The sequence below is a fragment of the Streptomyces sp. NPDC056738 genome (assembly GCF_042790435.1).
GTDB lineage: Bacteria > Actinomycetota > Actinomycetes > Streptomycetales > Streptomycetaceae > Streptomyces.
Genome location: NZ_JBHTZF010000009.1, coordinates 310,886 through 332,136 on the forward strand (window position 1 = coordinate 310,886; position 21,251 = coordinate 332,136).

Annotated in this window: 16 protein-coding genes and 1 pseudogene; 4 read left to right on the forward strand and 13 right to left on the reverse strand. The window is 70.6% G+C overall.

Annotation, left to right across the window (positions count from 1 at the left end):
• Window positions 1-45: 45 nt before the first annotated feature.
• The 3 genes and pseudogenes from ACFRIC_RS24865 to ACFRIC_RS24875 form a co-directional block, all read right to left on the reverse strand.
• Window positions 46-315: pseudogene (locus ACFRIC_RS24865) on the reverse strand (transposase family protein); the annotation flags it as partial.
• A gap of 227 nt (window positions 316-542) precedes the next feature.
• Window positions 543-1,568, reverse strand: a complete 1,026-nt coding sequence (locus ACFRIC_RS24870; protein ID WP_382789425.1) for a hypothetical protein — start codon at window positions 1,566-1,568, stop codon at window positions 543-545.
• Between the two features lie 373 nt (window positions 1,569-1,941).
• Entirely contained in the window at window positions 1,942-2,139 is a 198-nt protein-coding gene (locus tag ACFRIC_RS24875; RefSeq protein ID WP_382789428.1) for a hypothetical protein, read from the reverse strand.
• A 425-nt stretch (window positions 2,140-2,564) separates the two neighbouring features.
• On the opposite strand from ACFRIC_RS24875, the gene ACFRIC_RS24880 reads away from it, so the two are divergent.
• Window positions 2,565-3,611 (forward strand): lytic polysaccharide monooxygenase, encoded by a 1,047-nt coding sequence (locus ACFRIC_RS24880; RefSeq protein WP_382789431.1) that lies wholly within the window; start codon window positions 2,565-2,567, stop codon window positions 3,609-3,611.
• A gap of 152 nt (window positions 3,612-3,763) precedes the next feature.
• Here ACFRIC_RS24880 and ACFRIC_RS24885 read toward each other — a convergent pair whose 3' ends face one another.
• The gene (locus tag ACFRIC_RS24885; RefSeq protein WP_382789434.1) at window positions 3,764-4,624 is read right to left on the reverse strand and encodes an esterase/lipase family protein; all 861 of its coding nucleotides are present in this window, start codon (window positions 4,622-4,624) and stop codon (window positions 3,764-3,766) included.
• Window positions 4,625-4,793: 169 nt separating this feature from the next.
• Window positions 4,794-5,240, reverse strand: a complete 447-nt coding sequence (locus ACFRIC_RS24890) for a MarR family winged helix-turn-helix transcriptional regulator (RefSeq protein ID WP_382789437.1) — start codon at window positions 5,238-5,240, stop codon at window positions 4,794-4,796.
• A gap of 126 nt (window positions 5,241-5,366) precedes the next feature.
• On the opposite strand from ACFRIC_RS24890, the gene ACFRIC_RS24895 reads away from it, so the two are divergent.
• Window positions 5,367-5,741 (forward strand): cupin domain-containing protein, encoded by a 375-nt coding sequence (locus tag ACFRIC_RS24895; RefSeq protein WP_382789440.1) that lies wholly within the window; start codon window positions 5,367-5,369, stop codon window positions 5,739-5,741.
• A 12-nt stretch (window positions 5,742-5,753) separates the two neighbouring features.
• Here ACFRIC_RS24895 and ACFRIC_RS24900 read toward each other — a convergent pair whose 3' ends face one another.
• From ACFRIC_RS24900 to ACFRIC_RS24925, 6 genes are all read right to left on the reverse strand, one after another.
• The gene (locus tag ACFRIC_RS24900) at window positions 5,754-6,728 is read right to left on the reverse strand and encodes a hypothetical protein (protein ID WP_382789443.1); all 975 of its coding nucleotides are present in this window, start codon (window positions 6,726-6,728) and stop codon (window positions 5,754-5,756) included.
• On the reverse strand, window positions 6,725-10,456 hold the full coding sequence (locus tag ACFRIC_RS24905) for a DNA polymerase III subunit alpha (protein WP_382789446.1): 3,732 nt from the start codon (window positions 10,454-10,456) through the stop codon (window positions 6,725-6,727). The genes ACFRIC_RS24900 and ACFRIC_RS24905 overlap by 4 nt, the downstream gene beginning before the upstream one ends.
• 297 nt (window positions 10,457-10,753) lie before the next feature.
• Window positions 10,754-11,800: a S1 family peptidase gene (locus tag ACFRIC_RS24910; protein ID WP_382789449.1), complete on the reverse strand. Its 1,047-nt coding sequence runs from the start codon at window positions 11,798-11,800 to the stop codon at window positions 10,754-10,756.
• A gap of 673 nt (window positions 11,801-12,473) precedes the next feature.
• On the reverse strand, window positions 12,474-13,373 hold the full coding sequence (locus tag ACFRIC_RS24915; protein ID WP_382789451.1) for a S1 family peptidase: 900 nt from the start codon (window positions 13,371-13,373) through the stop codon (window positions 12,474-12,476).
• A gap of 262 nt (window positions 13,374-13,635) precedes the next feature.
• Complete coding sequence (locus tag ACFRIC_RS24920) at window positions 13,636-14,418, reverse strand: DUF1684 domain-containing protein (RefSeq protein ID WP_382789453.1); 783 nt, start codon at window positions 14,416-14,418, stop codon at window positions 13,636-13,638.
• 36 nt (window positions 14,419-14,454) lie between these two features.
• Complete coding sequence (locus ACFRIC_RS24925; RefSeq protein ID WP_382789455.1) at window positions 14,455-15,723, reverse strand: DUF5685 family protein; 1,269 nt, start codon at window positions 15,721-15,723, stop codon at window positions 14,455-14,457.
• A gap of 288 nt (window positions 15,724-16,011) precedes the next feature.
• Between ACFRIC_RS24925 and ACFRIC_RS24930 the strand changes: the two genes are divergently transcribed.
• Window positions 16,012-16,449: a cell division protein SepF gene (locus ACFRIC_RS24930; RefSeq protein ID WP_037628578.1), complete on the forward strand. Its 438-nt coding sequence runs from the start codon at window positions 16,012-16,014 to the stop codon at window positions 16,447-16,449.
• A gap of 51 nt (window positions 16,450-16,500) precedes the next feature.
• Here ACFRIC_RS24930 and ACFRIC_RS24935 read toward each other — a convergent pair whose 3' ends face one another.
• Together ACFRIC_RS24935 and ACFRIC_RS24940 are read right to left on the reverse strand one after the other, a co-directional pair.
• On the reverse strand, window positions 16,501-17,691 hold the full coding sequence (locus ACFRIC_RS24935; RefSeq protein ID WP_382789457.1) for an acyl-CoA dehydrogenase family protein: 1,191 nt from the start codon (window positions 17,689-17,691) through the stop codon (window positions 16,501-16,503).
• Window positions 17,692-17,934: 243 nt separating this feature from the next.
• The gene (locus tag ACFRIC_RS24940; protein ID WP_382789459.1) at window positions 17,935-19,659 is read right to left on the reverse strand and encodes an MFS transporter; all 1,725 of its coding nucleotides are present in this window, start codon (window positions 19,657-19,659) and stop codon (window positions 17,935-17,937) included.
• Window positions 19,660-19,915: 256 nt separating this feature from the next.
• Between ACFRIC_RS24940 and ACFRIC_RS24945 the strand changes: the two genes are divergently transcribed.
• Window positions 19,916-21,094 (forward strand): glycosyltransferase family 39 protein, encoded by a 1,179-nt coding sequence (locus tag ACFRIC_RS24945; protein WP_382789462.1) that lies wholly within the window; start codon window positions 19,916-19,918, stop codon window positions 21,092-21,094.
• The last annotated feature ends 157 nt before the right edge of the window (window positions 21,095-21,251 follow it).

Below are 21,251 nucleotides of genomic sequence, written 5' to 3' on the forward strand. Positions count from 1 at the left end.
CCGGTCGAAGGTGTCACCGTCCAGTCGTGCCAGCATGCGGCGGACAGTCCCGGGATGCGGGACCGGAACCGACCCCGTGAGCGGATTTGGAGGGAAGCCGAGCGCCCGAAGCGCCCAGCGGGGAGCGTCGGTGATCCACTCCCCGATAGCGGCCAGCGACCGGGCACCGGTCAGGACGGCTGCGGACGCCGCCGACAGCAGAGCCGCCAGGGGGTACCGCAGTTCGCGGGGATCACGCGAGTCCGGGACGATCGCCAGGAAGCGCAGGACATGGGAGAAGATACGGGTGCAGGCACGGGCTCGCTCGGTACTCATGGGACTTCGACACTCACATGATCACCGGCACCGTGCCTGTATCTGCACCCGGATCAACCCGCCAGCCAAAAGCAGTACATGACGTCACATCATTGGACGTCAGCGAAAGATCAGAACGCAGCACCTTCACGCAACGACCCTGCCTCGAACGCAGAGCGGAATTACACCGGCAGGACCGCTCTCTACCTCTCGTACGCCGCGGCTCGTGGCACCGCTTGGCAGTGCGGTCAGTTCACTCCAGGAATCGAACTGTCCCATGCAACGTCATTTTCGAATTCCGAGCCACTGGGAGGTGTCCAGGAGCGGGAAAGGACGAGTCTTATCAACTTTCCGTCTTTTTCGGGATCGATGGCTTGGAAATATTCGAAGGTCTTGGATTGTCCGGGAGCCAGCGTTCCACTGGATGAATTCAGGTGGTTGCTGCCACCGACGTAGTCTCCGATGTCTTCATTGTCGCCAGCTTCGACGGAAACGAATTTGTAACCGTCGGAGGAAAAATCTTCCCCAAGCACGAGATTTTTGCTGCTGGCGTTCAAAACGGTCACTCTCGCGGAGATTACGACCTGACTGGTCCTGATTGAAATCGGCTGCCCATCGAGCGATGTCCCATAAAATCGCTTAAACGGATCGGCTTTAAGGGTGAGCCCATCACTGTAGGCGTAAGATTTCCCTGCATCAAGAATGCAAGGATAGCTGCCGGAGCGGATGTTACCCGCACCCAAAGACGGCTTACGCGGAGGCGTACCACCTGCAGAAATGCACGGATCTGAAGCTTTTGAACCGCTTTTTGGTGTCGCCCGTGGAGAGGTTTTTTCGGCTTGACCGCCGCTAGCGACTGAAGAATTTCCAGAATCGGTGGATTTATTCCCGCTGTCGGAAATGAGTCGCACGGCGCCGTAGCCTCCCAGTGAAATGAGCGCAACCGCTACTGCGCCTAAAACGGCCAGTGAGATTCGACTTCCCCGCGTATTGTTGACCGTCAGCGGTCCGAGTGAAATATGACTGTTGCGAACCCGGGAAGAACCACCGATTACCACGCTGTGCGAGTAGGACTGGGGTGAATCGGATGACTGCGGATCGGCCAGCGCGCGTACGATCTTATCGCGGAAATCACTGTTGGAATCCAACTCATGTGCGAGCAGGGAACGAAGCGCATTTACTGAGGCCGGATCCGTGGGATTGCTCGTGACATTCGTCAGAGCGGTCTCGCCCTCCTCGGAGTCGCCCAACTGCCGGCGGATCAGGTCGACCACTGCAGCGCCAGCACCCTGCCCGATTGTGCTCGCTGCACCACTTGCCGCCCCGACAAATATTTCGACTACCGTAGAAATCAGTCCGCTATTTTCCACATTTCCCCCAGTCGGTGCAATTGCTTAATTTTTCCATGCTTGTCGCCTGGCCGCGCGTGAACCGCTCAATGTAACTGAGCCGAGACAGGGCATATGCCAGAGGCGGTCTCCGGGTTCTCGCCGCGCTAGCCGCGGCAGTGGCGGTGATCCGTCGCCGTGGGAGAACCGCTGTCCTTCTGGGTGCACGGTGGCCCGGGTGGCTGGATGGGCAGCGCGGTTGTGGTGGATCGGCGGCGAAGCCGAGGACGCCCAGCACATGCTGCGGGGTATCGGTGATCTACTCGCTGATCGCGATGAGCGAGCGAGCCCCGGTCAGCACCGCCGAGACGGCTGCGCACAGCGGCGCGAGGGCCGGATACCGCAGTCCTCGCGCATCGCGAGGATCGGCGACCAGGATCAAGAAACGCCGCAGGTCAGCAACATCGCTTGAGGTGAGGGAATCAATGGGTCTCGACAACCACATGATCACCAGCACCGTGCCTGCTCTGCTCTCCTGGGCCCCTTGCCGCATAACGGACATGACGCCACGTCACTCATGAGACCGGTGAACCGGACCAATCCCAATCAAGCAATGCCCCTGGATGCGGCCTCCGGAGCCGGCGGTCCTTGGGAGCCAAACAGGGAGCCAACTAAGGCGTCCGACGACGAACGAGCGCGGACCGCCGCGGACAGCGGCAGCGCTCGGCAGCAGTTCAACGCGGCCTCCCCAACCCCTCTTCCTGAGCCCCCCGTTAGCCCCGCCTTAAAGCCACCATAAGGATCTCCCCCACCCGGCTTCAGCAGGCGATTTCGCGGTTTCTTGGGGCTAGTTTTCTGATCACCCCCCACGGGATCCCCCCGCACGCGGCGTCGTGCGGGGCTCGCTCACCCCGCGCATCTGGACCGTTCGAGGAGTTCCCCATGTCCGTACGCCGCAAGGCCCTCGGTGTCGCCGTCGTCGGTGTCGTACCGCTCGCCCTGTCCGCGCTGGCCGCGGTGCCCGCCTCGGCGCACGGGTCGATGGGGGACCCGGTGAGCCGGGTGTCCCAGTGTTACGCGGAAGGGCCGGAGAACCCCAGGTCGGACGCCTGCAAGGCGGCTGTCGGGGCGGGGGGCACACAGGCGCTCTACGACTGGAACGGCATCCGCATCGGCGACGCGAACGGGCGGCACCAGGAACTGATCCCGGACGGCAAGCTGTGCAGCGCCGGCAACGACGAGTTCAAGGGGCTCGACCTGGCGCGCTCCGACTGGCCCGCGACGGGCGTGAGCGCCGGCTCCTACACCTTCAAGTACCGGGTGACCGCACCCCACAAGGGCACGTTCAAGGTGTACATCACGAAGGCGGGCTACGACCCCTCGCGGCCGCTGGGCTGGGGCGATCTCGACCTGGCGCATCCGGTCGCGACGGCCACGGACCCGGTGGCCTCGGGCGGCTTCTACACGTTCTCCGGCAGCCTGCCGGAGCGCTCGGGAAAGCAGCTCCTGTACGCGGTCTGGCAGCGCTCGGACAGCCCGGAGGCCTTCTACTCCTGCTCCGACGTGGCGTTCGGCAGCGCGAGCGGCGGCAAGGGCACCGGCGGCGGCGCTCCCGCGCCGAGCGCCTCGGCGCCCTCCGAGAAGCAGATCGAGGACGGCAGCGACAAGTCGACCGTGGAGCACCACGGCCACGGCGACGACGACGCCGCCACGTCGGCGGAGCCGACCCCGGGCACCGGCACCACCAAGGCGGCCGAGGACACCACCGGTGGGGCCGAGGACGCGTCGGCGGCCGGCACGGATTCCGCGGACGTCCCGGACGACCGGCCGGAGGCCGCCGGTTCGCCCCGGAGCCTCGCCGAGACCGGTGGCGACGCCTCCACCTCGTACATCGCGATCGGCGGTGCCGCCGCGCTCGCGCTCGGTGCCGCGGCGCTGTTCGCCTCCGTGCGGCGGCGCGCGACGCCGGGCGGCCGGCGCGGGCGCTGACCGCGGACGACTCCGGGGGCTGACCGGCGGCTCAGGCCGGACAGCCCCCGGCGGCGTGGCCCGCCGTCCGCGTTCCGCAGGGGGAACGCGGACGGACGGTCACGCCGGGGCGCTCGGGCGGACCGTCATGGACGAGTGGTCCGCCGAGCCGGTCAGCTGAAGACCGAGGCGCAGTTGGTGGTGGTCGCGTGCGCCGGGTCGAGCGCGTTCGCCACCTCGTGGTACGCGATCCGGTCGAAGATCCCGATGGCCACGTGCTCGGAGAGGTCGAGCCCGCACAGGTTCTGCAACAGGACGTTGTGGACGTCGGATCCGCTCAGGAACCCGGAGCTGTACGGCGTGACCACCTCGTCGTACTTGGTGGCGATGACCGTGTAGTGGACGCCGGGGACGGTGTCGCCGCCCTCGTTGAGCTTGGTCATGAACGCCGAACCGGCGATCTGGTCCGCGAGTCCCGGGGTCGCCGTGGTCAGCAGGTCCTCCGCGCCCGGGAAGTACGGGAGCAGTTTGGTGAGTCCGTTGAGGGTCGTGCCGTGGTTGTCGGGGGCGAGACCGACGAGGGCGTTCACCTTGGCGGCTCCGCCGAGGAACTTGAGGTAGTAGCGGGGCATCATGCCGCCCTGCGAGTGGCCCACCACGTCGACCTTGGCGGTGCCGGTCGCGGCGAGGACCTTGTCGACGAAGACCTGGAGCTGCGCGGCCGACTTGTCGATGGGGCCGAGACCGTTGAACAGGGGGACGCCGGGCAGTTGCCCGTAGTCGAGGGAGAAGACGCAGTACCCGCGGCTGGTCAGGTAGGGGGCGAGGGCCAGCCAGTTGTCGACGGAGTTCCCGAAGGTGCCGTGGACGAGGACGACGGGGCGGGGGTGCGTGGTGGAGGGCTTGCAGGAGTAGTTGTTCCAGCCACTGCTGGGGGCGGAATCAGCTTGTGCTGTGGCAGCGGGGACGACCGCGACCGTGGCGGTCAGGATCAGCGCGGCCAGGGGTCTGAGCACTCGCTTCCAGGGCAGCATCGGGTGATCTCCTTGCGGCTCAAGGGAGTTGTGGGGGTGTACGCCCAGTGATCCGGATCACGAGGATGCTGTTCACTCGTCAAGTTACGGTCGAGTAGCAGACGTGTGAAGTTACGCGTCAGTAAAAACTTTCAGTGATAACCAGGCGGCCGCCGACGGTGACCGAGCGTCACCAGGCGGGCCTGATGGGACCGTAGGGCGCGATGCTCGCCAAACGCGCGCACAACGCGCGCATTTCACCCTCCCCCAGCACTTCGGCCCACGCCCGGACGGCGTCCGCGGCCGCCTCTTCCGCCGCCCGGGTGCAGGCCCATCCGAGTTCGGTGAGCACGAGGAGCCGGGCCCGCGCGTCGTCGGGGTGCGGCCGCCGCTCCACGTACCCCTTGCGGACGAGCTCCTCGACGAGCTGACTGGCGGCCTGCTTGGTGACCCCCAGATGGGCCGCGACCTCGGTGACGGTCGCCCCGCCCGGCGCGAGCCGCGCGAAGGCGAAGCCGTGCGCGGGCCGCACCCCCTCGAACCCCCGGGCGACCACACCCTCGTGGATACGTTGCGTGAGCTCGCCGGCGGCGGCGAGCAGGGCGGCGGACAGGGCCATGGCCTCGGAGTTCTGCACGCACGCATTCAAACACCCTTGACTATTCGGTCAAGCTGCTTGACCATCTCCCTGGAGCAAGTAGTCAAGCAGGTTGACCATATTCCGAGCCCTTGGCCGGACACCCCGCCGATTCCGGAGGCACCCGTGCCCGTCGTCCGTTCGTCCGAAGCCGTCGTCCACGAGGTCCACGGCGCCCGTTTCACCTCGTACGCCGCTCCCCGCAGCGGCAGCAAGGAGCTGTGCGCCTGGCGCGCGGAGATCCCCGCGGGGCATCAGGCCCCCGTGCACACCGTCAACCGCGAGGAGATCTTCCATCTCCTCTCCGGGGAACTGCTGGTCACCCTCGACGGCCGCACCGAGCGGATCACCGCGGGGGACACCGTGATCATCACGCCGGGCGCGGTCCTCGGCATCGAGAACCCGACCCAGGAGGCCGCGCTCTCCTGGGTCACCACGTCCATCGGCCTCCGCGCTGAGCTGGCCGACGGCACGACCCTCACCCCGCCCTGGGCCAACTAGGGCCCGGGGCTCCTACGCGGCCAGCGTCCCCGGGCCGATCACGTGCGGGCCGAACCGCGCCCGCGCCCGGTCGGCGACCTCCTCGATACGGCGGACCTTCTCGTCGACCGGGTCGAAGGTGAGCTGGTGGGAGGCCTGTTCCGCGGAGGTCAGCCCCTCGGCGCGCAGGGCGATCACACGGACCCTGGCGCGCTGGAGGCCGAGCGCCTCGTACATGCGGTACGCGGTGCCGGTCAGCGTCGGGGAGTGGGCGGTCGCCTCCTTGAGGGTACGGCCGCGGGTGGTCGCGGAGCGGTCGGCGTACCGCACGGTGAGGGTCAGCGTGCGGCAGACCTTCTCCAGGGAGCGCAGCCGGCTGCCGAGCTCCTCGGTCACGGAGAGCAACGCCCGGCGGTGCTGGACCGGATCCAACTCGTCGCTCCGGAAGGCTCGTTCGGCGGCCAGAGAGCGCGAGGTGGCGTTCGGCACGACCCGGCCGCGGTCGATGCCGGACGCCTTCTCGCGCAGTTCGCGGCCGGGCCGGGCACCGGTGAGACGCTGAAGGGTGGACAGGGGCGCGGCCGCGACCTTGCCGATGGTGTCGAGGCCGTACTCGCACAGGGTGCGCGCGGTGGCACCGCCGACGCCGGGCAGCGCGGCGACGGGCCGGCCGGCGAGGAACTCCGCGACGGCGTCCGGCTCTTCGGGCACCACCCGGGGCACGCCGGGCACGGCGTCCCGCAGTGCCATCCGCGCCAGCATCGGTCCGGGCCCGGCGCCGATCACGCAGTCGATCCCGTGCAGGGCGAGGGTCCGCACCCGGATGAGCGAGGCGAACTCGACGGTGCCGCGCCCGAAGTACCGCTCGGCACCCCGCAGATCGAGCAGGGCGCCGTCGGGTGGCAGCGCCTCGACGACAGGGGTGAACTCCTCCAGGACGCCGAGGAGTCGGGGCAGGGCGGCCTCGTACATCGGAGGCAGCTTGAAACGTACGCAGAGGATGGTCATCCCGCACTCCCCGGGCTCTGGTGCCACAACTTCTTTCCACCCGCGGGCCCTTCGCCCGCGGGACGCAGATCGGCCCAGGGGTGCATCTCGTACCCCGTGGGCATCCGGATCGTCCGGCCCCCGGACCGGCCGCCGTCAGCGGACGGACCGCCATCGCCGGACGGGCCGCCGTCGCCCGACGGTCCCGGCCGCCGCGATCCGCGCGGACCGCCCGGCTCACCCGGACCGCTCGACTCCCCCGGCTCTCCCGGTCCGTCCGGCTCCCCCGGCCTCCGCGACGCGGGTTCGGCCAGTCGCGCCGCCACCACGTCGAGGCCGCCCTCGGCGCGCAGCTCGGCCAGTTCGGCGAGGTTCCAGGCCGCCGCGCCCACCACGCTGAGGCTGCGCGGGCCGCGGCGCTGCACCACTCCGCGCACGAGCAGCAGCCAGGAGTGGAAGACGGTGTGGGCGCAGGCGTCGTGGGAGTCGTCGAAGAAGGCGAGGTCGACCAGGCCCGTCCCGTCGTCCAGCGTGCTGAAGATGACCCGCTTGCCGGAGCGGATCGGCGGGGTCTGGGTGGCCGCCTTGGCACCCGCGACCAGGACCGTCTCCCCGTGCCGCGCCTCGCGCAGCCGACGTGCCGTGACCACGCCCAGCTCCCCCAGGAACGCACGGTGGTCGTCCATCAGGTTCCGCGAGGCGTCCATCGAGAGCACGCCCAGTTCGGCGCTCAGCCGCTCCGCCGAGGACAGGTCGGGCAGCCCGGCCGAGGCGGTGTTCCGCCCCCCGGCCAGCGGGAGTTGGCCGCCGCCGGCGCCCCGTGAGCCGCGGTGCAGTTCGGTCAAGTGGAGTTGCAGGTCACGGCGGTTGGCGCCGAACGCGTCCAGCGCGCCGACCTGTGCGAGCCGTTGGGCGAGCGGTCGGCTCGGCCGGGCCCGTTCCCAGAAGTCGAGCAGCGAGGCGTACGGCTGTCCGTCCGCGATGCGCGCCGCCTCGGCCTCGCTGATGCCGTGCACGTCGGAGAGCGCCAGCCGGACACCCCAGCGACCGCCGGAACCACCGGCCCCGACCCCGACCCCGACCCCGGCACCGGCACCGGCACCGGACCGAGACTCCAGCCCCGACCCGGACTCCGACCTCGACTCCACCCCCGCCTCAGCCCCGGCCTCCATCCCAATCGCAGACCCAGCCCTGGACTCCACCCCAGCTCCAGACCCCGACCCCGACCCCGCCCCTGAATCAGACACCAGTTCGATCCGATGAGCGACCGCCGACCGGTTCACGTCCAGCGGCAGGATCGGCACCCCGCGCCGCCGCGCGTCCGCCAGCAGCAGTCGCTTCGGGTACATCCCGGGGTCGTGCGTGAGCAGCCCCGCGTAGAAGGCGGCCGGATGATGGGCCTTCAGCCACGCGGACTGGTACGTCGGGACGGCGAAGGCGACGGCGTGCGCCTTGCAGAAGCCGTACGACCCGAAGGCCTCGACGATCTCCCAGGTACGCGCGACGGTCTCGGCGTCGTATCCCTTCGCCGCCGCGTGCTGGGCGAACCAGAACCGGATGCGCCCCTGCGACTCGGGGTCGGAGAGCCCGCGCCGCACCCGGTCCGCCTCGTCGCGGCCGCAGCCGGTCATGATGTCGACGATGTCGATGATCTGCTCGTGGAAGACGACGACCCCGTACGTCTCCCTCAGCGGCTCCTCCAGGTCGGGGTGCGGGTAGCGGACCGGCGCCCGGCCGTGCCGCGCCTCGATGAACGGCCGCACCATGTCGGCGGCGACCGGCCCCGGCCGGAAGAGCGAGATGTCGACGACGAGGTCGTGGAAGGTGGCGGGCTGAAGCCGTCCGACCAGGTCGCGCTGGCCCGGCGACTCGATCTGGAAGCAGCCCAGCGTCTCGGTGGACCGGATCAGCCGGTACGTCGCCGGGTCGCCCGGTGCCACCGCGTCGATGTCCGGCCGGTCCCCCGTGGCCCGCTCCACCTCGGCCACCGCGTGCGCCATCGCGGACTGCATCCGCACGCCCAGCACGTCGAGCTTGAGCAACCCGAGGTCCTCGACGTCCTCCTTGTCGAACTGCGACATCGGCAGGCCCTCGCCGCTGGTCGGCACGACCGGCGTACGGGCGAGCAGGGAGGCGTCGGAGAGGAGCACCCCGCACGGGTGCATGGCGATACCGCGCGGGAGGGCGTCGAGGGATTCGACGAGGTCCCACAGCTTGCCGTATCTGTCCTTCTCCCTCGCCAGCTCCCGCAGTTCGGGGAGTTCCTCCATGGCCGCGCGGGCGTCACGGGCCCGGATGTGCGGGAAGGCCTTGGCGATCCGGTCGATCTCGGCCGGGTCCAGCGAGAGGGCGGCGCCGACATCGCGCACGGCGTGCCGGACGCGGTAGGTCTCGGGCATGGAGACGGTCGCGACCCGCTCGGTGCCGAACCGGCCGATGATCGCGCGGTAGACCTCGATACGGCGCGCGGACTCCACGTCGATGTCGATGTCGGGCAGCACCGGGCGGCGCTTGGACAGGAAGCGTTCCATCAGCAGCCGGTGTTCGACGGGGTCCGCGTGCGCGATGCCGAGGAGGTGGTTGACCAGGGAGCCGGCCCCCGAGCCGCGCGCCGCGACCCGGATGCCCATCTCCCGTACGTCGTCCACCACCTGAGCGACCGTCAGGAAGTAGGAGGCGAAGTTGTGGTGGGCGATGATGTCCAGCTCGTGGTGCATCCGCTCCCAGTACGCGCGCCGGCCGGCGTAGCCGCGCCGCACCATGCCCGCCGCCGCGCGGGAGGCGAGGACGCGCTGGGCGGTGCGCCGGTCCGCGCCGACGAGCCGCGGTTCGGGGAAGTGCACGCCGCCGATGCCGAGGTCGTCCTCGGGGTCGACACGGCAGGCGGCCGCGGTGGCCCGGGTCTGTTCGAGCAGCCGGTGCGCGGTGTCACGGCGGTAGCCCGCCGCCTCGACGATCCGTTCGGCGGCGGCCAGCATGGCGGCCTCGTCCTTGAGCCAGGCCTCGCCGGAGTCCAGCTCGCGCCGGGGGTCGACGGGGACGAGCCGGCGGGCCGCGTCCAGGACGTCGGCGACCGGGCCGAGGCCGGCGTCGGCGTACCGGACGGCGTTGCTGAGCACGGGACGCACCCGCTGCTCGGCGGCGAAGCCGACCGTGCGGGCGGCCAGGCGCAGGGAGCCGGGGCCGGTGCCCTGACGGCCGTGCCAGACGGCTTCGAGGCGCAGGGCGTCGCCGTAGATCTCCCGCCAGGGCGTGAGCAGCGCCGCCGCGCGGTCGGGGCGGCCCGCGGCGAGTGCGCGGCCGACGTCGGAGCCGGGGCCGAGCAGTACGGTCAGGCCTTCGGCGTGGTTGTCGGACCAGGGCAGCAGCGGGGGCCCGTCCGCCTTGCCGCCCGCATGCGTCGCCGTGACGATTCTGCAGAGGTCGGCCCAGCCGGCGGCTCCGTCCCGGGCGAGGAAGGTCGCCCGGGGTGTCGATTCGTCGATGAAGGCACCGCCGCGCACCGGGGTGCGGCGCCGTTCCCCTCGTACGGGTTCCCCGACCGCCAGGTCCACGCCGAACAGCGGGCGGATGCCCGCCTTCGCGCAGGCCTTGGCGAACCGGACCGAGCCCGCGAGGGTGTCCCGGTCGGTGAGCGCGAGGGCGTCCATGCCCCGCTCTGCGGCGCGCTCGGCGAGGCGCTCCGGGTGCGAGGCCCCGTAGCGCAGGGAGAACCCGGAGGCGGTGTGCAGATGCGTGAATCCCGGCACGCACACCTCCCGACCTGTGAGCCTTCATGGCTCTCGAACACTTGTTCCCAGTTACCCCACCCCCACCATAGACCAATTCTCGAACACTTGTGCTACATCTGCTCGGACCCGCTCCCACCTGCGCGAACACCGGACGACACGGACCGCGGGGCGGCCGGGCGGGGCGCCGGCGCCGGTACCCCTCCGGCATGGGGCTTCCGGGCCGGGAAACCCAAGAGCCCCGCTCCCGCGACATGCGCGGGAGCGGGGCTCCGCCTCCCCGGGGGTGGCCTGACCGGGAAGGCCGGACCGGGAAGGTCAGCCGATCTGGGCCCCGAAGGCCGAGAGCGCCTCGGTCACCGGCTGGAAGAACGTCTCGCCGCCCGCGGTGCAGTCACCGCTGCCGCCGGAGGTGAGGCCGATGGCGGTGTCGCCGGAGAAGAGCGAGCCGCCGCTGTCGCCGGGCTCCGCGCAGACGTCGGTCTGGATGAGACCGTTGACGACGTCGCCGTTGCCGTAGTTCACGGTGGCGTCCAGGCCCTTGACCGTGCCGTCGTGCACATGGGTGGTGGAGCCGCTGCGGGTCACCTTCATGCCGACGGTGGCGTCGCCCGCCTTGGTGATGGCCTGCGTGGAGCCGTTGTAGAGGTCGACCTCGCTCGGGTGGTCCGTGGTCGCCGTGTACTTGACCAGGCCGAAGTCGTTGTCGGGGAAGCTGGACTGCTCGTTCGTGCCGATCTCCTTGCCGTCGGAGTCCGACCAGGTGGAGATCTCCGCGGTGCAGTGCCCGGCGGTGATGAAGTACGGCTGCCCGCCCTTGACCACGTTGAAGCCGAGCGAGCAGCGCCCGCCGGAACCGCTGATGGCGTCACCGCCGGCGATGAACGGTTTGAACTCTCCCTGTGTGCGCTTGAGTTCGGCCTTGGCCCCGAGTCCGTCGACGACCTTGGTGAGTCTGGCCCACTCGGCGTCGGAGACCGTGCGGTCGGCGGTGACGACGACCTGGTTGGTCTCCGGGTCGGTGGCCCAGGACGTACCGGGGATGGTCGCGTCCTTCTTGAGCGTGGTGCGGGCGCCGGCCAGCTCGGCGAGGGAGTTCTCGACGATCCTGGCCTTGGCGCCGGCGGCCGTGACGGTCTCGGCCGCGGCCTGGTCGAGCACGTTGACGACGAGGTGCCGGGACTTCGCGTCGTAATACGTTCCCGCGGCGTCGGTGCCCAGGTCCTCGCCGAGGGCCGAGGCGAGCTTTCCGGCCGCCGTGACGGAGAGGGTGTGCGGCGCGGAGCCCTTCGGGACCTCGCTCGCGTTCGCAGTCTGGAAGGTGACGCCGGCGACGATCAGCGCGGTGACGCCCGCACCCGTCATGAGGGCATGCCTCTTCGATACGCGTCGGTGCTTCAACTCACGTCCTCCTGTGGGGGGTCGGTCCGGGAGGTTGTGGGGACCTCCGGGACCTGAAGGCGTACGGCATGGGCCCTGAGCACGGTGGAAAAGTCCGTACCGTCGCGTCCATGCCAGTTGTTCCTCGACCCACTATTCCGAGACGCACAGGGAACACACAAGGTCGACTTCAGGACTCCTGTACGACAACAGCCGTACGTGTCCTACGTCTTGACCGCGCATGGTCACGCCCACGGATTCGCACCGCAAACACTGAGCCTCCATCACACCGTCACGATCGGGGGACCTGGGCCTGTCTTGATATCGCCCCCGGACGGAGTGATCCCAAGAGGGCCCGCCCGCACATCGGTTGCTTCCGCACCGGTTGCTCCGCCCGGCGGACCGCCCGGACGCGGGTCGGTCCGCGCGCTCCAGCCGATCGCCGGGCCGTCGGTCATCGGCTCCTGCCCCCGGTCGGGCAGCGCGCGCTCCGAGGGCGGACTCGCCGGGACAAGGACGAGCCCCCGCACGCCGGTTGCGTGCGGGGGCTCGCTCTTGGGTCCTTCTGCCATGGGTCCGGTCGCGCGGAATCCGTGGGGGGTGCCGGTCCTGTCGGCCGAGGGTCGACGAACGGCCGGTCCGTCGCGCGACCGGACGGTCAGCCGACGCTCACGCCGTAGTAGCTGAGCGCCTCGGTGACCGGCTGGAAGAAGGTCGTACCGCCGGAGGTGCAGTTGCCACTGCCTCCGGAGGTCAGGCCGTAGGCCACACTGCCGCCGTACAGGGGACCGCCGCTGTCTCCGCCCTCGGCGCAGACCGTGGTCTGGATCATGCCGTAGACGACGTCACCACTGCCGTAGTTGACCGTGGCGTTCAGCGCGGTGACGCGGCCGCTGTGCGTACCGGTGGTCGAGCCGCGCCGGTAGACCGTCGTGCCCACGCTGGGCGTGGCCGCGCTGCTGATCGTCTGGCTGCCGACCGCGCTCGGGTGCGCGACCGAGGTGTTGGTGTAGCGGACCAGCGCGAAGTCGTTGGTCGGGAAGCTGTAGCTGACGTTCGTGCCCAGCTTCGTGGTCTGGCCCGAGTTGGAGTACCAGGTGGAGGCGACCTCACCGCAGTGGCCGGCGGTCAGGAAGTAGTAGGTGCTCCCGCTGTGCACGTTGAAGCCGAGCGAACAGCGGTAGCCGCCGCCGTAGATGGCGTCGCCGCCGCTGATGAGCTTCTTGAAGGTGCCGGGGGTGTGCTTGATCGTGAGTGCCGCCGCGTTGCCGCCGGCGTCCCGCTTGATCTTCGCGATCTCCGCCTTGGAGACCGTGCTGTCGACGGTGACGACCACGCGGTTCGTCTTGGCGTCGACCGCCCAGGCGGTGCCCGCGACATCGGACGTGAGTACCGACTGCCTGACGCTGCTGAGCTGGGTGGCGCTGAACGTCTGGGCGTCGGACGCGTTCGCGCTGGGGACCGCGAACGCTGCGGCGGCCACGAGTCCGGTGGAAACGGCGATCAGCCGGCTCCGTCTCGCGATGCCACCACGGGGGGTTGTGCGCTTGATCCTCACGTTTCATTCCTCCGAAGGGAAGTAAGGGGCCCCATGTCGTGGGGTCGGGGCCCGTGAGGCGCAGCCGGGAGCCGCCCGTCCGGATTCCGAACAAGCCATGCCCCTGACAAGCGCTGAGGGGGAGTATTCGGCTGCGCGGCCGACAGGCGCAAGGGCGCCTTTCGGCCGTGCAGCGTTCAACTTGCCCTCATACGGAGGAGGTTGATCATCGGACCACTGAAGACGCCGGATTCCCCCCGAGTCCTCGGGAGCCCCGGGGGCCTCAGCTCAGTCGGCGCTCCCCGGCCGCGACGGCCACGCGCAGCGTATTTCCGGGCGGCGGGAACGGGCAGACGAAATGATCCGCGAACGCGCACGGCGGAAGCACGGTCCGGTTGAAGTCCACCGTCGTCCACCCCTCGGCGTCGGGCGCCGCGGGTCGCAGGAACCGGAAGCGGTAACTGCCGTCCCCGCTGGTGGTGTCGGCGAGGACGGCCCACAGCGTGCCGTCGCTCTCCACCGACACCTGGAGGGTGAGGTCCTGCCCGTCCAGGGTGAAGGCGAGGACGCCGCCGAGGGCGAGCCCGCGCGTCACACCGTCGGCGTTCTCGACCCGCACGGTGCGGCCCTCGCCGTACGGGGTGAAGTGTCCGGGCACCGCCCAGCGCTCGTCGTAGGGGGTCGCCTCGATGCCCACGAAGGCTTTCCGGGTGGGCGCGTCGGGATCGTAGACCCGTACGCCCCAGATCCCCTCGCGCACCAGGACGACGAACCGCCGCTCCCCGCGCGCGACCCGGGCTCCGTCGGCTCCTCCGTAGTCGGCGTCCAGCACGATGTCGCCGGTGAAGGGCTCGCCGTCGACCGTGAGCCCCTCCTCGGCCACCGCCGTCAGGACCACTTGGTCGCCCTTGAGCGCCCAATGCCCGGGAGTGTCCGGAAGTCGCCCTTCCGGATAGTCCTCGATCCAGTGGGTCCCGATGAGCGCGAGCGGCCCGTACGGCGCCGACACCGTCGCCGCACGGTGCTCCTGCCAGTGCTTCCAGTCCTCGGATGCGTCCGTCGTCATGTGATCAACTTTTTCACACCGGCACGGCCGGGCTTCTCACAACCCGCAGTCGCAGCACGAGCAGCACTCACAGCACTCGCAGCACTGACACGCCTCGCAGCAACCGCAGTCGCAGTCGCAGTCGCTCAGGCACCCTTCGCGCTTCTTGCGCGACCACGGACCCTCGTACTCGTCGGCGCAGCACATCTTGCAGGTGCAGCACAGCCCGACGGCCGCGGCGCAGCCGGCCCAGAATCCGCGCTTGCCCGGGGCGGGGGGCTGGAAGGACGGCCCGCCGCCGAAGGGGTTGCCGCCGCCGGTGTACGGATTCCCGCCGTGCTGGGGCGGCGGCCCGAAGGAACCCTCGGGGGCGAGCAGGACGGCGGAGCCCTGCCCGCCGAGGAGAGGGCCCGCGCCGGAGCCGAGGGAGCCGTGCGGTTCGTGCGCCCCATCCGCGGTGTGCCCGCATCCCGACGTCCCGAACGCGCGGTCCACCGAGCGGCCCAGTTCGTGGACGAGCAGCACGTGCGCGAGTCTGCCGTCGGTGAACTCGGCCTCGCGCAGGGCGAGCCGTATCCCGTGCAGGGCGTCGTCGGCGAGCCTGCGGGCCTCGGTGAGCGGGGTACCGGTGGCGGTGAGGGGGTTCCAGGCTCCTGACGCGGCGTCTGACGCCCTGTCCTCCACGGCGTCCAGCAGATGCGCGAGCCGCCCGAAGAGCCGTCCGGCCTCGGCCAGCGGCGCGGCGTTGCCGGGGCGGCCGGCGAGGACGGCGGTGTGCGCGAAGGCGGCGGCGGTGGCGGTCTCGGTGGGTTCCGTGACCGTCAGCAACGGCGTTCCCGGCCCGGCGAGCGACTCGATCCCGAGCTGCCGGTCCACCGCGTCGACGAGCACGGCCGTGTCGAAGCCGACGGCGCTTCCCGTTCGCGCCCCGGCCCTGCCCCAGCTCGTGGCCACCCGGCGCGCGGCCAGCGCGACCGGCCTGCGCGCCAGGAGCCCGTCCCCGTCGGCGACATGGTCACGGACCTTCGCCGAGGCGAGGACCAGCGAGACGGCGGCGGCGAGCCGCGCGCCCTCGCCCTGCGCGACGGACGCGGTCCGCATGCCCCGCAGCGGACAGGGGCCCGCGGTGCGCCGCCATCCCGTCGCCTTCTCCGCCTGAGCCTCCGTCAGAACCGATATCAGCAGGCCGTCGTAGTTGGTGACCACCCGCGCGAACTGGCCGTGGTCCCCGCGCAGCGCGAGACAGAGCCCGCACAGATGCGCCATCCATTGCGTCTTGAGCCCTTCACCGAGCCGGTGGCTGCAGGGCCTCACGATTCCGAACACGACACTCCCCCGTGACCCGTACGACATTGCGGTCGGGCATCGTATCGACCCTCCCGTTCACCCGTACGCCCCGCTCGTCACCCGGTCGCCGCGAGAAATCATATTTCACTCTCAGTCAGCAGCCTTACCCCGTACGACCCTTGGGGGGCGCGGGCTCTCGACGGATCCGCTGTGCACCAGTACCGTCACGAAACCCCCACGCGGCGTCTATCCACTTGGCGCGACATCCGCATCATGGACGACCATGGGGATGCGGAGCACGAAAGACCGCTGTGAGAGGAGGCGTCCATGGGATCGGTGCGCAAGGCGAGTGCCTGGCTTGGCCTCGTCGACGACAACGATGACGAGCGTTACTACGACGACGACTACGCCGAGGGTCAGGACTCCGGCGACGCCTGGGTCACCGACCCTCGCGTGAAGGTTGCTTCCGAGACGGCGGAGGAGAAGGGCCGCCGGATCGGCACGGTCACCCCGGACAGCTTCCGGGACGCACGCGGTATCGGCGAACTCTTCCGGGACGGCGTCCCGGTCATCATCAACCTCACGTCCATGGAGGCCGCCGACGCCAAGCGCGTGGTGGACTTCGCGGCCGGCCTGACCTTCGGCCTGCGCGGCACCATCGAGCGGGTGGCGACCCGGGTCTTCCTGCTGACCCCGGCGCACACGGAGATCGTCAGCGGCGAGGCCGCGGGCCGTCAGACGGACGGCTTCTTCAACCAGAGCTGAGGCAGGGCCGCTCACCGGCCCTGCCTCACCGGGGCTTCACCGGCGGGTTCTTCACCGGAAGGCGTCGAGCCCGGTGAGCGCCTTGCCCAGCACGAGCTGATGCATCTCGACGGTGCCCTCGTAGGTGAGCACCGACTCCAGGTTCGTGGCGTGCCGCATGACGGGGTATTCCAGCGAGATCCCGTTGGCACCGAGGATCGTGCGCGAGGTACGGCAGATCTCGATGGCCTCGCGCACGTTGTTGAGCTTGCCGAAGCTGATCTGCTCGGGGCGCAGCCGTCCCGCGTCCATGCGGCGGCCCAGGTGATGGGCGAGCAGGATGCCCTTGTGCAGTTCGACGGCCATGTCGGCGAGTTTGGCCTGGGTGAGCTGGAAGCCGCCGATGGGGCGTCCGAACTGCTCACGCGTCCGCGCGTAGGCGAGGGCGGACTCGAAGCTGGACCGTGCCGCGCCCATGGCGCCCCACACGATCCCGTACCGCGCGTGCGAGAGGCAGCCGAGCGGGCCCTTGAGGCCGACGACGTCGGGCAGGACGGCGTCGGCCGGCAGCCGTACGTCGTCGAGGACGAGCTCGCTGGTCACGCTCGCCCGCAGGGACCACTTGTGCTTGATCTCGGGGGCGGAGAACCCGGGCACGTCGGTGGGCACGACGAATCCGCGGATGCCGTCGTCGGTCTGCGCCCAGACGACGGCGACACCGGCGACGGAACCGTTGGTGATCCACATCTTGCGGCCGTTCAGGACCCAGTCCCCGCCGTCGCGCTTGGCGTGGGTGCGCATGGAGGCGGGGTCGGAGCCGTGGTCGGGCTCGGTCAGTCCGAAGCATCCGATGATCTCGCCGGAGGCCATGCGGGGCAGCCAGGTCTGCTTCTGCTCCTCGCTGCCGAACCGGTGGATGGCGTACATGGCCAGGGAGCCCTGCACCGAGACGAGCGAGCGGATCCCGGAGTCGGCCGCCTCCAGCTCCAGACAGGCGAGGCCGTACTGCACCGCGCTGGCGCCGGCGCATCCGTACCCCTGGAGCGACATGCCGAGGGCGCCGATCCCGCCGAGTTCGCGTGCCAGCTCCCGGATGCCGGGGAGCTCGCCCTTCTCGTACCACTCGGCGACGTACGGCAGCACCCGGTCCGCGGCCCAGGCCCGCACGGTGTCACGGACGGCCAGGTCCTCCGCGTCCAGCAGGTCGTCGATCCCGAGCGGGTCGGCGGGGTCGAAGGACGGCAGCTTCGAGGACGCGGACATACGACAGCCTCCGGCAGGGTGATAACTAGCACCGCTAGTCAAGGATCTCGGCCCGACGTTACGACGCGGCGTCCCGCAAGTCCAGGCCACTTCCCGCGCGGCTCCGGCCCGGCCCGGTCCGGCGATTCCCGTCACCCGGCCCGGGGCGGGTCCGGTGAGTCCCGCCTGTCCGGCGACGCCCTGGGTCGTGCCCGCGAAGTCTCGCCTGCCCGGCGACGCCTGGCCCGCCCGGCCGGCGTCGCCCTAGGCGGAGACGCGGGTCTCGGAGACCTCGGGAAGCGCGGGTGCGCCGGGGGGCCGGGGCACTCCGGACACCTCCCGGATCTTGGGGATCTCGGAGCTCCCGGGGGTCCGGGTGGTCTCGGGGATCTCGCGGGGCTCGGCGACATCCCGCGGGGCCGGGATCCCGGCGGTACCCGCCGCGGGGGCCCCGCAGTCCATGACGCGCGGCAGCCGCAGGGCCATCACGGCGCCGAGGAGCAGCAGGCCGGCGCTCACCAGCAGCGTCACGTGCAGTCCGTGCACGAAGGAGTCCCGGGCGGCGTGCCGCAGGGCTCGGCCGGACGCGCCTCCGAGGCGGTCGGCGACCTGGTACGCCTCGCCCAGCGAGTGTCCCGCCGCCGCCGAGTCGGCCGCGCCGACGCCGGGGACGGACGACAGCCCGGGCGCGTACGCCGCGTTCATCACGCTTCCCAGCAGCGCGATCCCGATCCCGGCGCCCAGTTGGTAGGAGGTCTCGCCGATCGCCGCGGCGCCGCCCGACTGCGCCTGCGGCGCCTCGCTCAGCATGGACTCGTACGCCCCGAACAGGGTGGTCTCCAGGCCGAAGCCGAGCAGGACGAAGCCGAAGAGCAGCAGTCCGGTGTTGTCGTCGCCGCCCATGGCGGTGAGGGTGACCACGGCGGCCGCGGTGAGACAGAACCCGAAGGACACCATCGCGCGCGGCCCGAACCGGCGCAGCAGCTTCGCGCCCGCGAGACCGGCGGCCATCGCCGCGATGGTGAGCGGCAGCAGCCGCAGCCCGGTCTGCAGGGGGGAGAGGCCGAGTACGAGCTGGAGGTACTGCGCGGCGATCAGTTCCAGGCCCACCAGCGCGAGCATCGCGAGGACGATGCACCCCACCGACGTGCTGAAGGCCGGACGCGCGAACATGCGCAGGTCGACCAGGGGATGCGCGCGCCGCCGCTGGCGCCGTACGAAGACGGCCATCAGCACGGAGCCGACGAGCAGTGATCCGAGGGTGAGGGGGCCGAAGGGCGCCTCACCGCCGCCGAGACGCTTCACGCCGAGGACGATTCCGAACAGGCCGGCGGCGGCCATGAGCGCGCCGACGACGTCCCAGGGACCGTCGCGGTCGCCGTGGGACTCGGGCAGCAGCAGCCGCCCGACCGGAAGGCTGATGATCATCAGCGGGATGTTGACGAGGAAGACCGAGCCCCACCAGAAGTGTTCGAGGAGGAACCCGCCGAGGAGCGGTCCGACCGCCGCGCCGACGGCGGCGACGGCGCTCCAGATGCCGATCGCGAGCGCCCGCTCGCGCCGGTCGGGGAAGACCTCGCGCAGGATCGACAGCGTGGCGGGCATGATCATCGCGCCGCCGATACCGAGCAGGGCACGGGCGCCTATCAGGAGCTGTGCGTTCCCGGAGAAGGCCGCGATGCCCGAGGCGACTCCAAAGAGGGTGTACCCGAGGAGGAGCACGCGTCTGCGGCCGATCCGGTCACCGAGCGTGCCGAAGAGGATGAGGAGCGAGGCGCAGACGAGGGGATAGACGTCGACGATCCAGAGCAGTTCTATCGCGCCGGGCTTCAGGTCCTCGGTGACGGCGGGTACCGCGACGTGGAGAACGGTGGCGTCGAGGGCGACCAGCAGCAGGCTGACGCACAGGACGACGAGAACGACCCAGCGGTTGGCACCGGCTCCGGTCTCCCGACGGCATCGCGCAGCGGCCGTGGTCGTCCCGGACATGTACGTACCTCCAGAGGTTCCCTCGCGTTCTGCGGATCCGCAGGGTGGGGACTCCCTGGGGCTGCGGCCCGGAGAGCGGAGTCCCGGGCCCACGCAGCAAAGGCGAGTGAGCCGTCAGCGTACGACAGTTCTCGCCCGGGTCACGTGGCGGACCTCTCACGTTCGCCGGCCGGGTGTGTGGCGTACGCCACGCCGCTCACCCCTGGTCACGCCCCGCGCGGCCCGCCGGTTCCGCCCTGTGCCGATAATCGGGCCCGTGACCGATTCCGAGAGCCCCGCCGCGACGACCTTCGCGGGCGCCCTGCGCCGCGCCGCGCCCGCCCTCCTCGGGTACGCGGCGGTCCGCGCCCTCGGCCTCGTCACGCTCGCCGTGTGGAGCGCGGCGAACGGCAAGGGCGCCCACCGGCTGCTGTCGGGGCGCTGGGACTCGCTCTGGTACACGAGGGTCGCCGAGCTCGGCTACGGCTACGAGGTCCGCCTCCCGAACGGTGACGTGCACGCGAATCTGGCGTTCTTCCCGCTGCTGCCCTGGCTGGAGCGGATCGTCCACGCGGTGACCCCGCTGTCGTACGCGGACGCCGGCCTGCTGGTCTCCGCGGTGGCCTCGCTCGCCGCGGCCTGGGGGATCTTCGCGGTCGCCGACCACGTCCACGGCCGCCGGGCGGGGGTCTGCGCGGTGCTGGTGTGGGCGGTCCTGCCCGTCGGCGTCGTGCAGTCGATGGCGTACAGCGAGTCACTGTTCACCGCGCTCGCCGCGTGGTCGCTGTACGCGGTGCTGACCGGCCGCTGGCTGACCGCGGGGCTGCTCGCCGCGTTCGCCGGACTGACGCGGCCGGTGGGAGTCGCGGTGGTCGCGGCCCTGTGGGTGGCGGCGATTACGTCGTTCGTGGGAGAACGACGGCGCGGCGGAAGCACGCCCCGGACGGACGGCGCGCGTCCCTGGCGACGCGCCCTCGCCATGATCATCGCGCCGCTCGGAGCCGCCGGTTACGTGCTGTGGGTGGGGCATCGCACGGGCAAGGGCCCGCTCGGCTATCTCGACGTCCAGGCGGGGTGGCGCAACGGCTTCGACGGCGGGTACGCGTTCGGGCGCTTCGTCGCGGAGAAGTTCACCTCGTTCCCGTCCGCGCTCGCCGGTGCCGCCCTGGTCGCCGGGGTGGTGCTGATCCTGTCGCTCTACGTGACCTGTGTGCGCCAGGGTCAGCCGCCGGCGCTCCTGGTCTACACGGGAATCGTCGTCGCGCTCGCCCTGTGCGCGTCGAGCTACTTCGGCTCGAAGCCACGCCTGCTGCTGCCCGCCTTCCCTCTCCTGTTCCCTCCGGCCGGGGCGCTGGCACGGCTGCGTACGTCCAGGTCAGCGCTGGTTCTCGGGGGCGTCGCGGTGGCCTCGGCGGCCTACGGGGCCTTCTGGCTGAACGGCTCGGGACCCCCCTGATCCGCCCCGCGGCGCCCCACGCGGGAGCGGTGAGCGGGCGGCGAATTCCACGCCATCATTCGGTGAACGAATATAAAAGTGCCATAAACTCGAAGACCCTCGGCGATCAATGGAATTGAAGGCTCCGGGGTGCCGGGATTAGCGATTCATTAGAATT

Coding starts and splice junctions, on each gene's coding strand:
- ACFRIC_RS24880 (WP_382789431.1), top strand. CDS start 2,565: ATGTCCGTACGCCGCAAGGCCCTCGGTGTCGCCGTCGTCGGTGTCGTA.
- ACFRIC_RS24885 (WP_382789434.1), bottom strand. CDS start 4,624: ATGCTGCCCTGGAAGCGAGTGCTCAGACCCCTGGCCGCGCTGATCCTG.
- ACFRIC_RS24900 (WP_382789443.1), bottom strand. CDS start 6,728: ATGACCATCCTCTGCGTACGTTTCAAGCTGCCTCCGATGTACGAGGCC.
- ACFRIC_RS24910 (WP_382789449.1), bottom strand. CDS start 11,800: ATGACGGGTGCGGGCGTCACCGCGCTGATCGTCGCCGGCGTCACCTTC.
- ACFRIC_RS24920 (WP_382789453.1), bottom strand. CDS start 14,418: ATGACGACGGACGCATCCGAGGACTGGAAGCACTGGCAGGAGCACCGT.
- ACFRIC_RS24930 (WP_037628578.1), top strand. CDS start 16,012: ATGGGATCGGTGCGCAAGGCGAGTGCCTGGCTTGGCCTCGTCGACGAC.
- ACFRIC_RS24935 (WP_382789457.1), bottom strand. CDS start 17,691: ATGTCCGCGTCCTCGAAGCTGCCGTCCTTCGACCCCGCCGACCCGCTC.
- ACFRIC_RS24940 (WP_382789459.1), bottom strand. CDS start 19,659: ATGTCCGGGACGACCACGGCCGCTGCGCGATGCCGTCGGGAGACCGGA.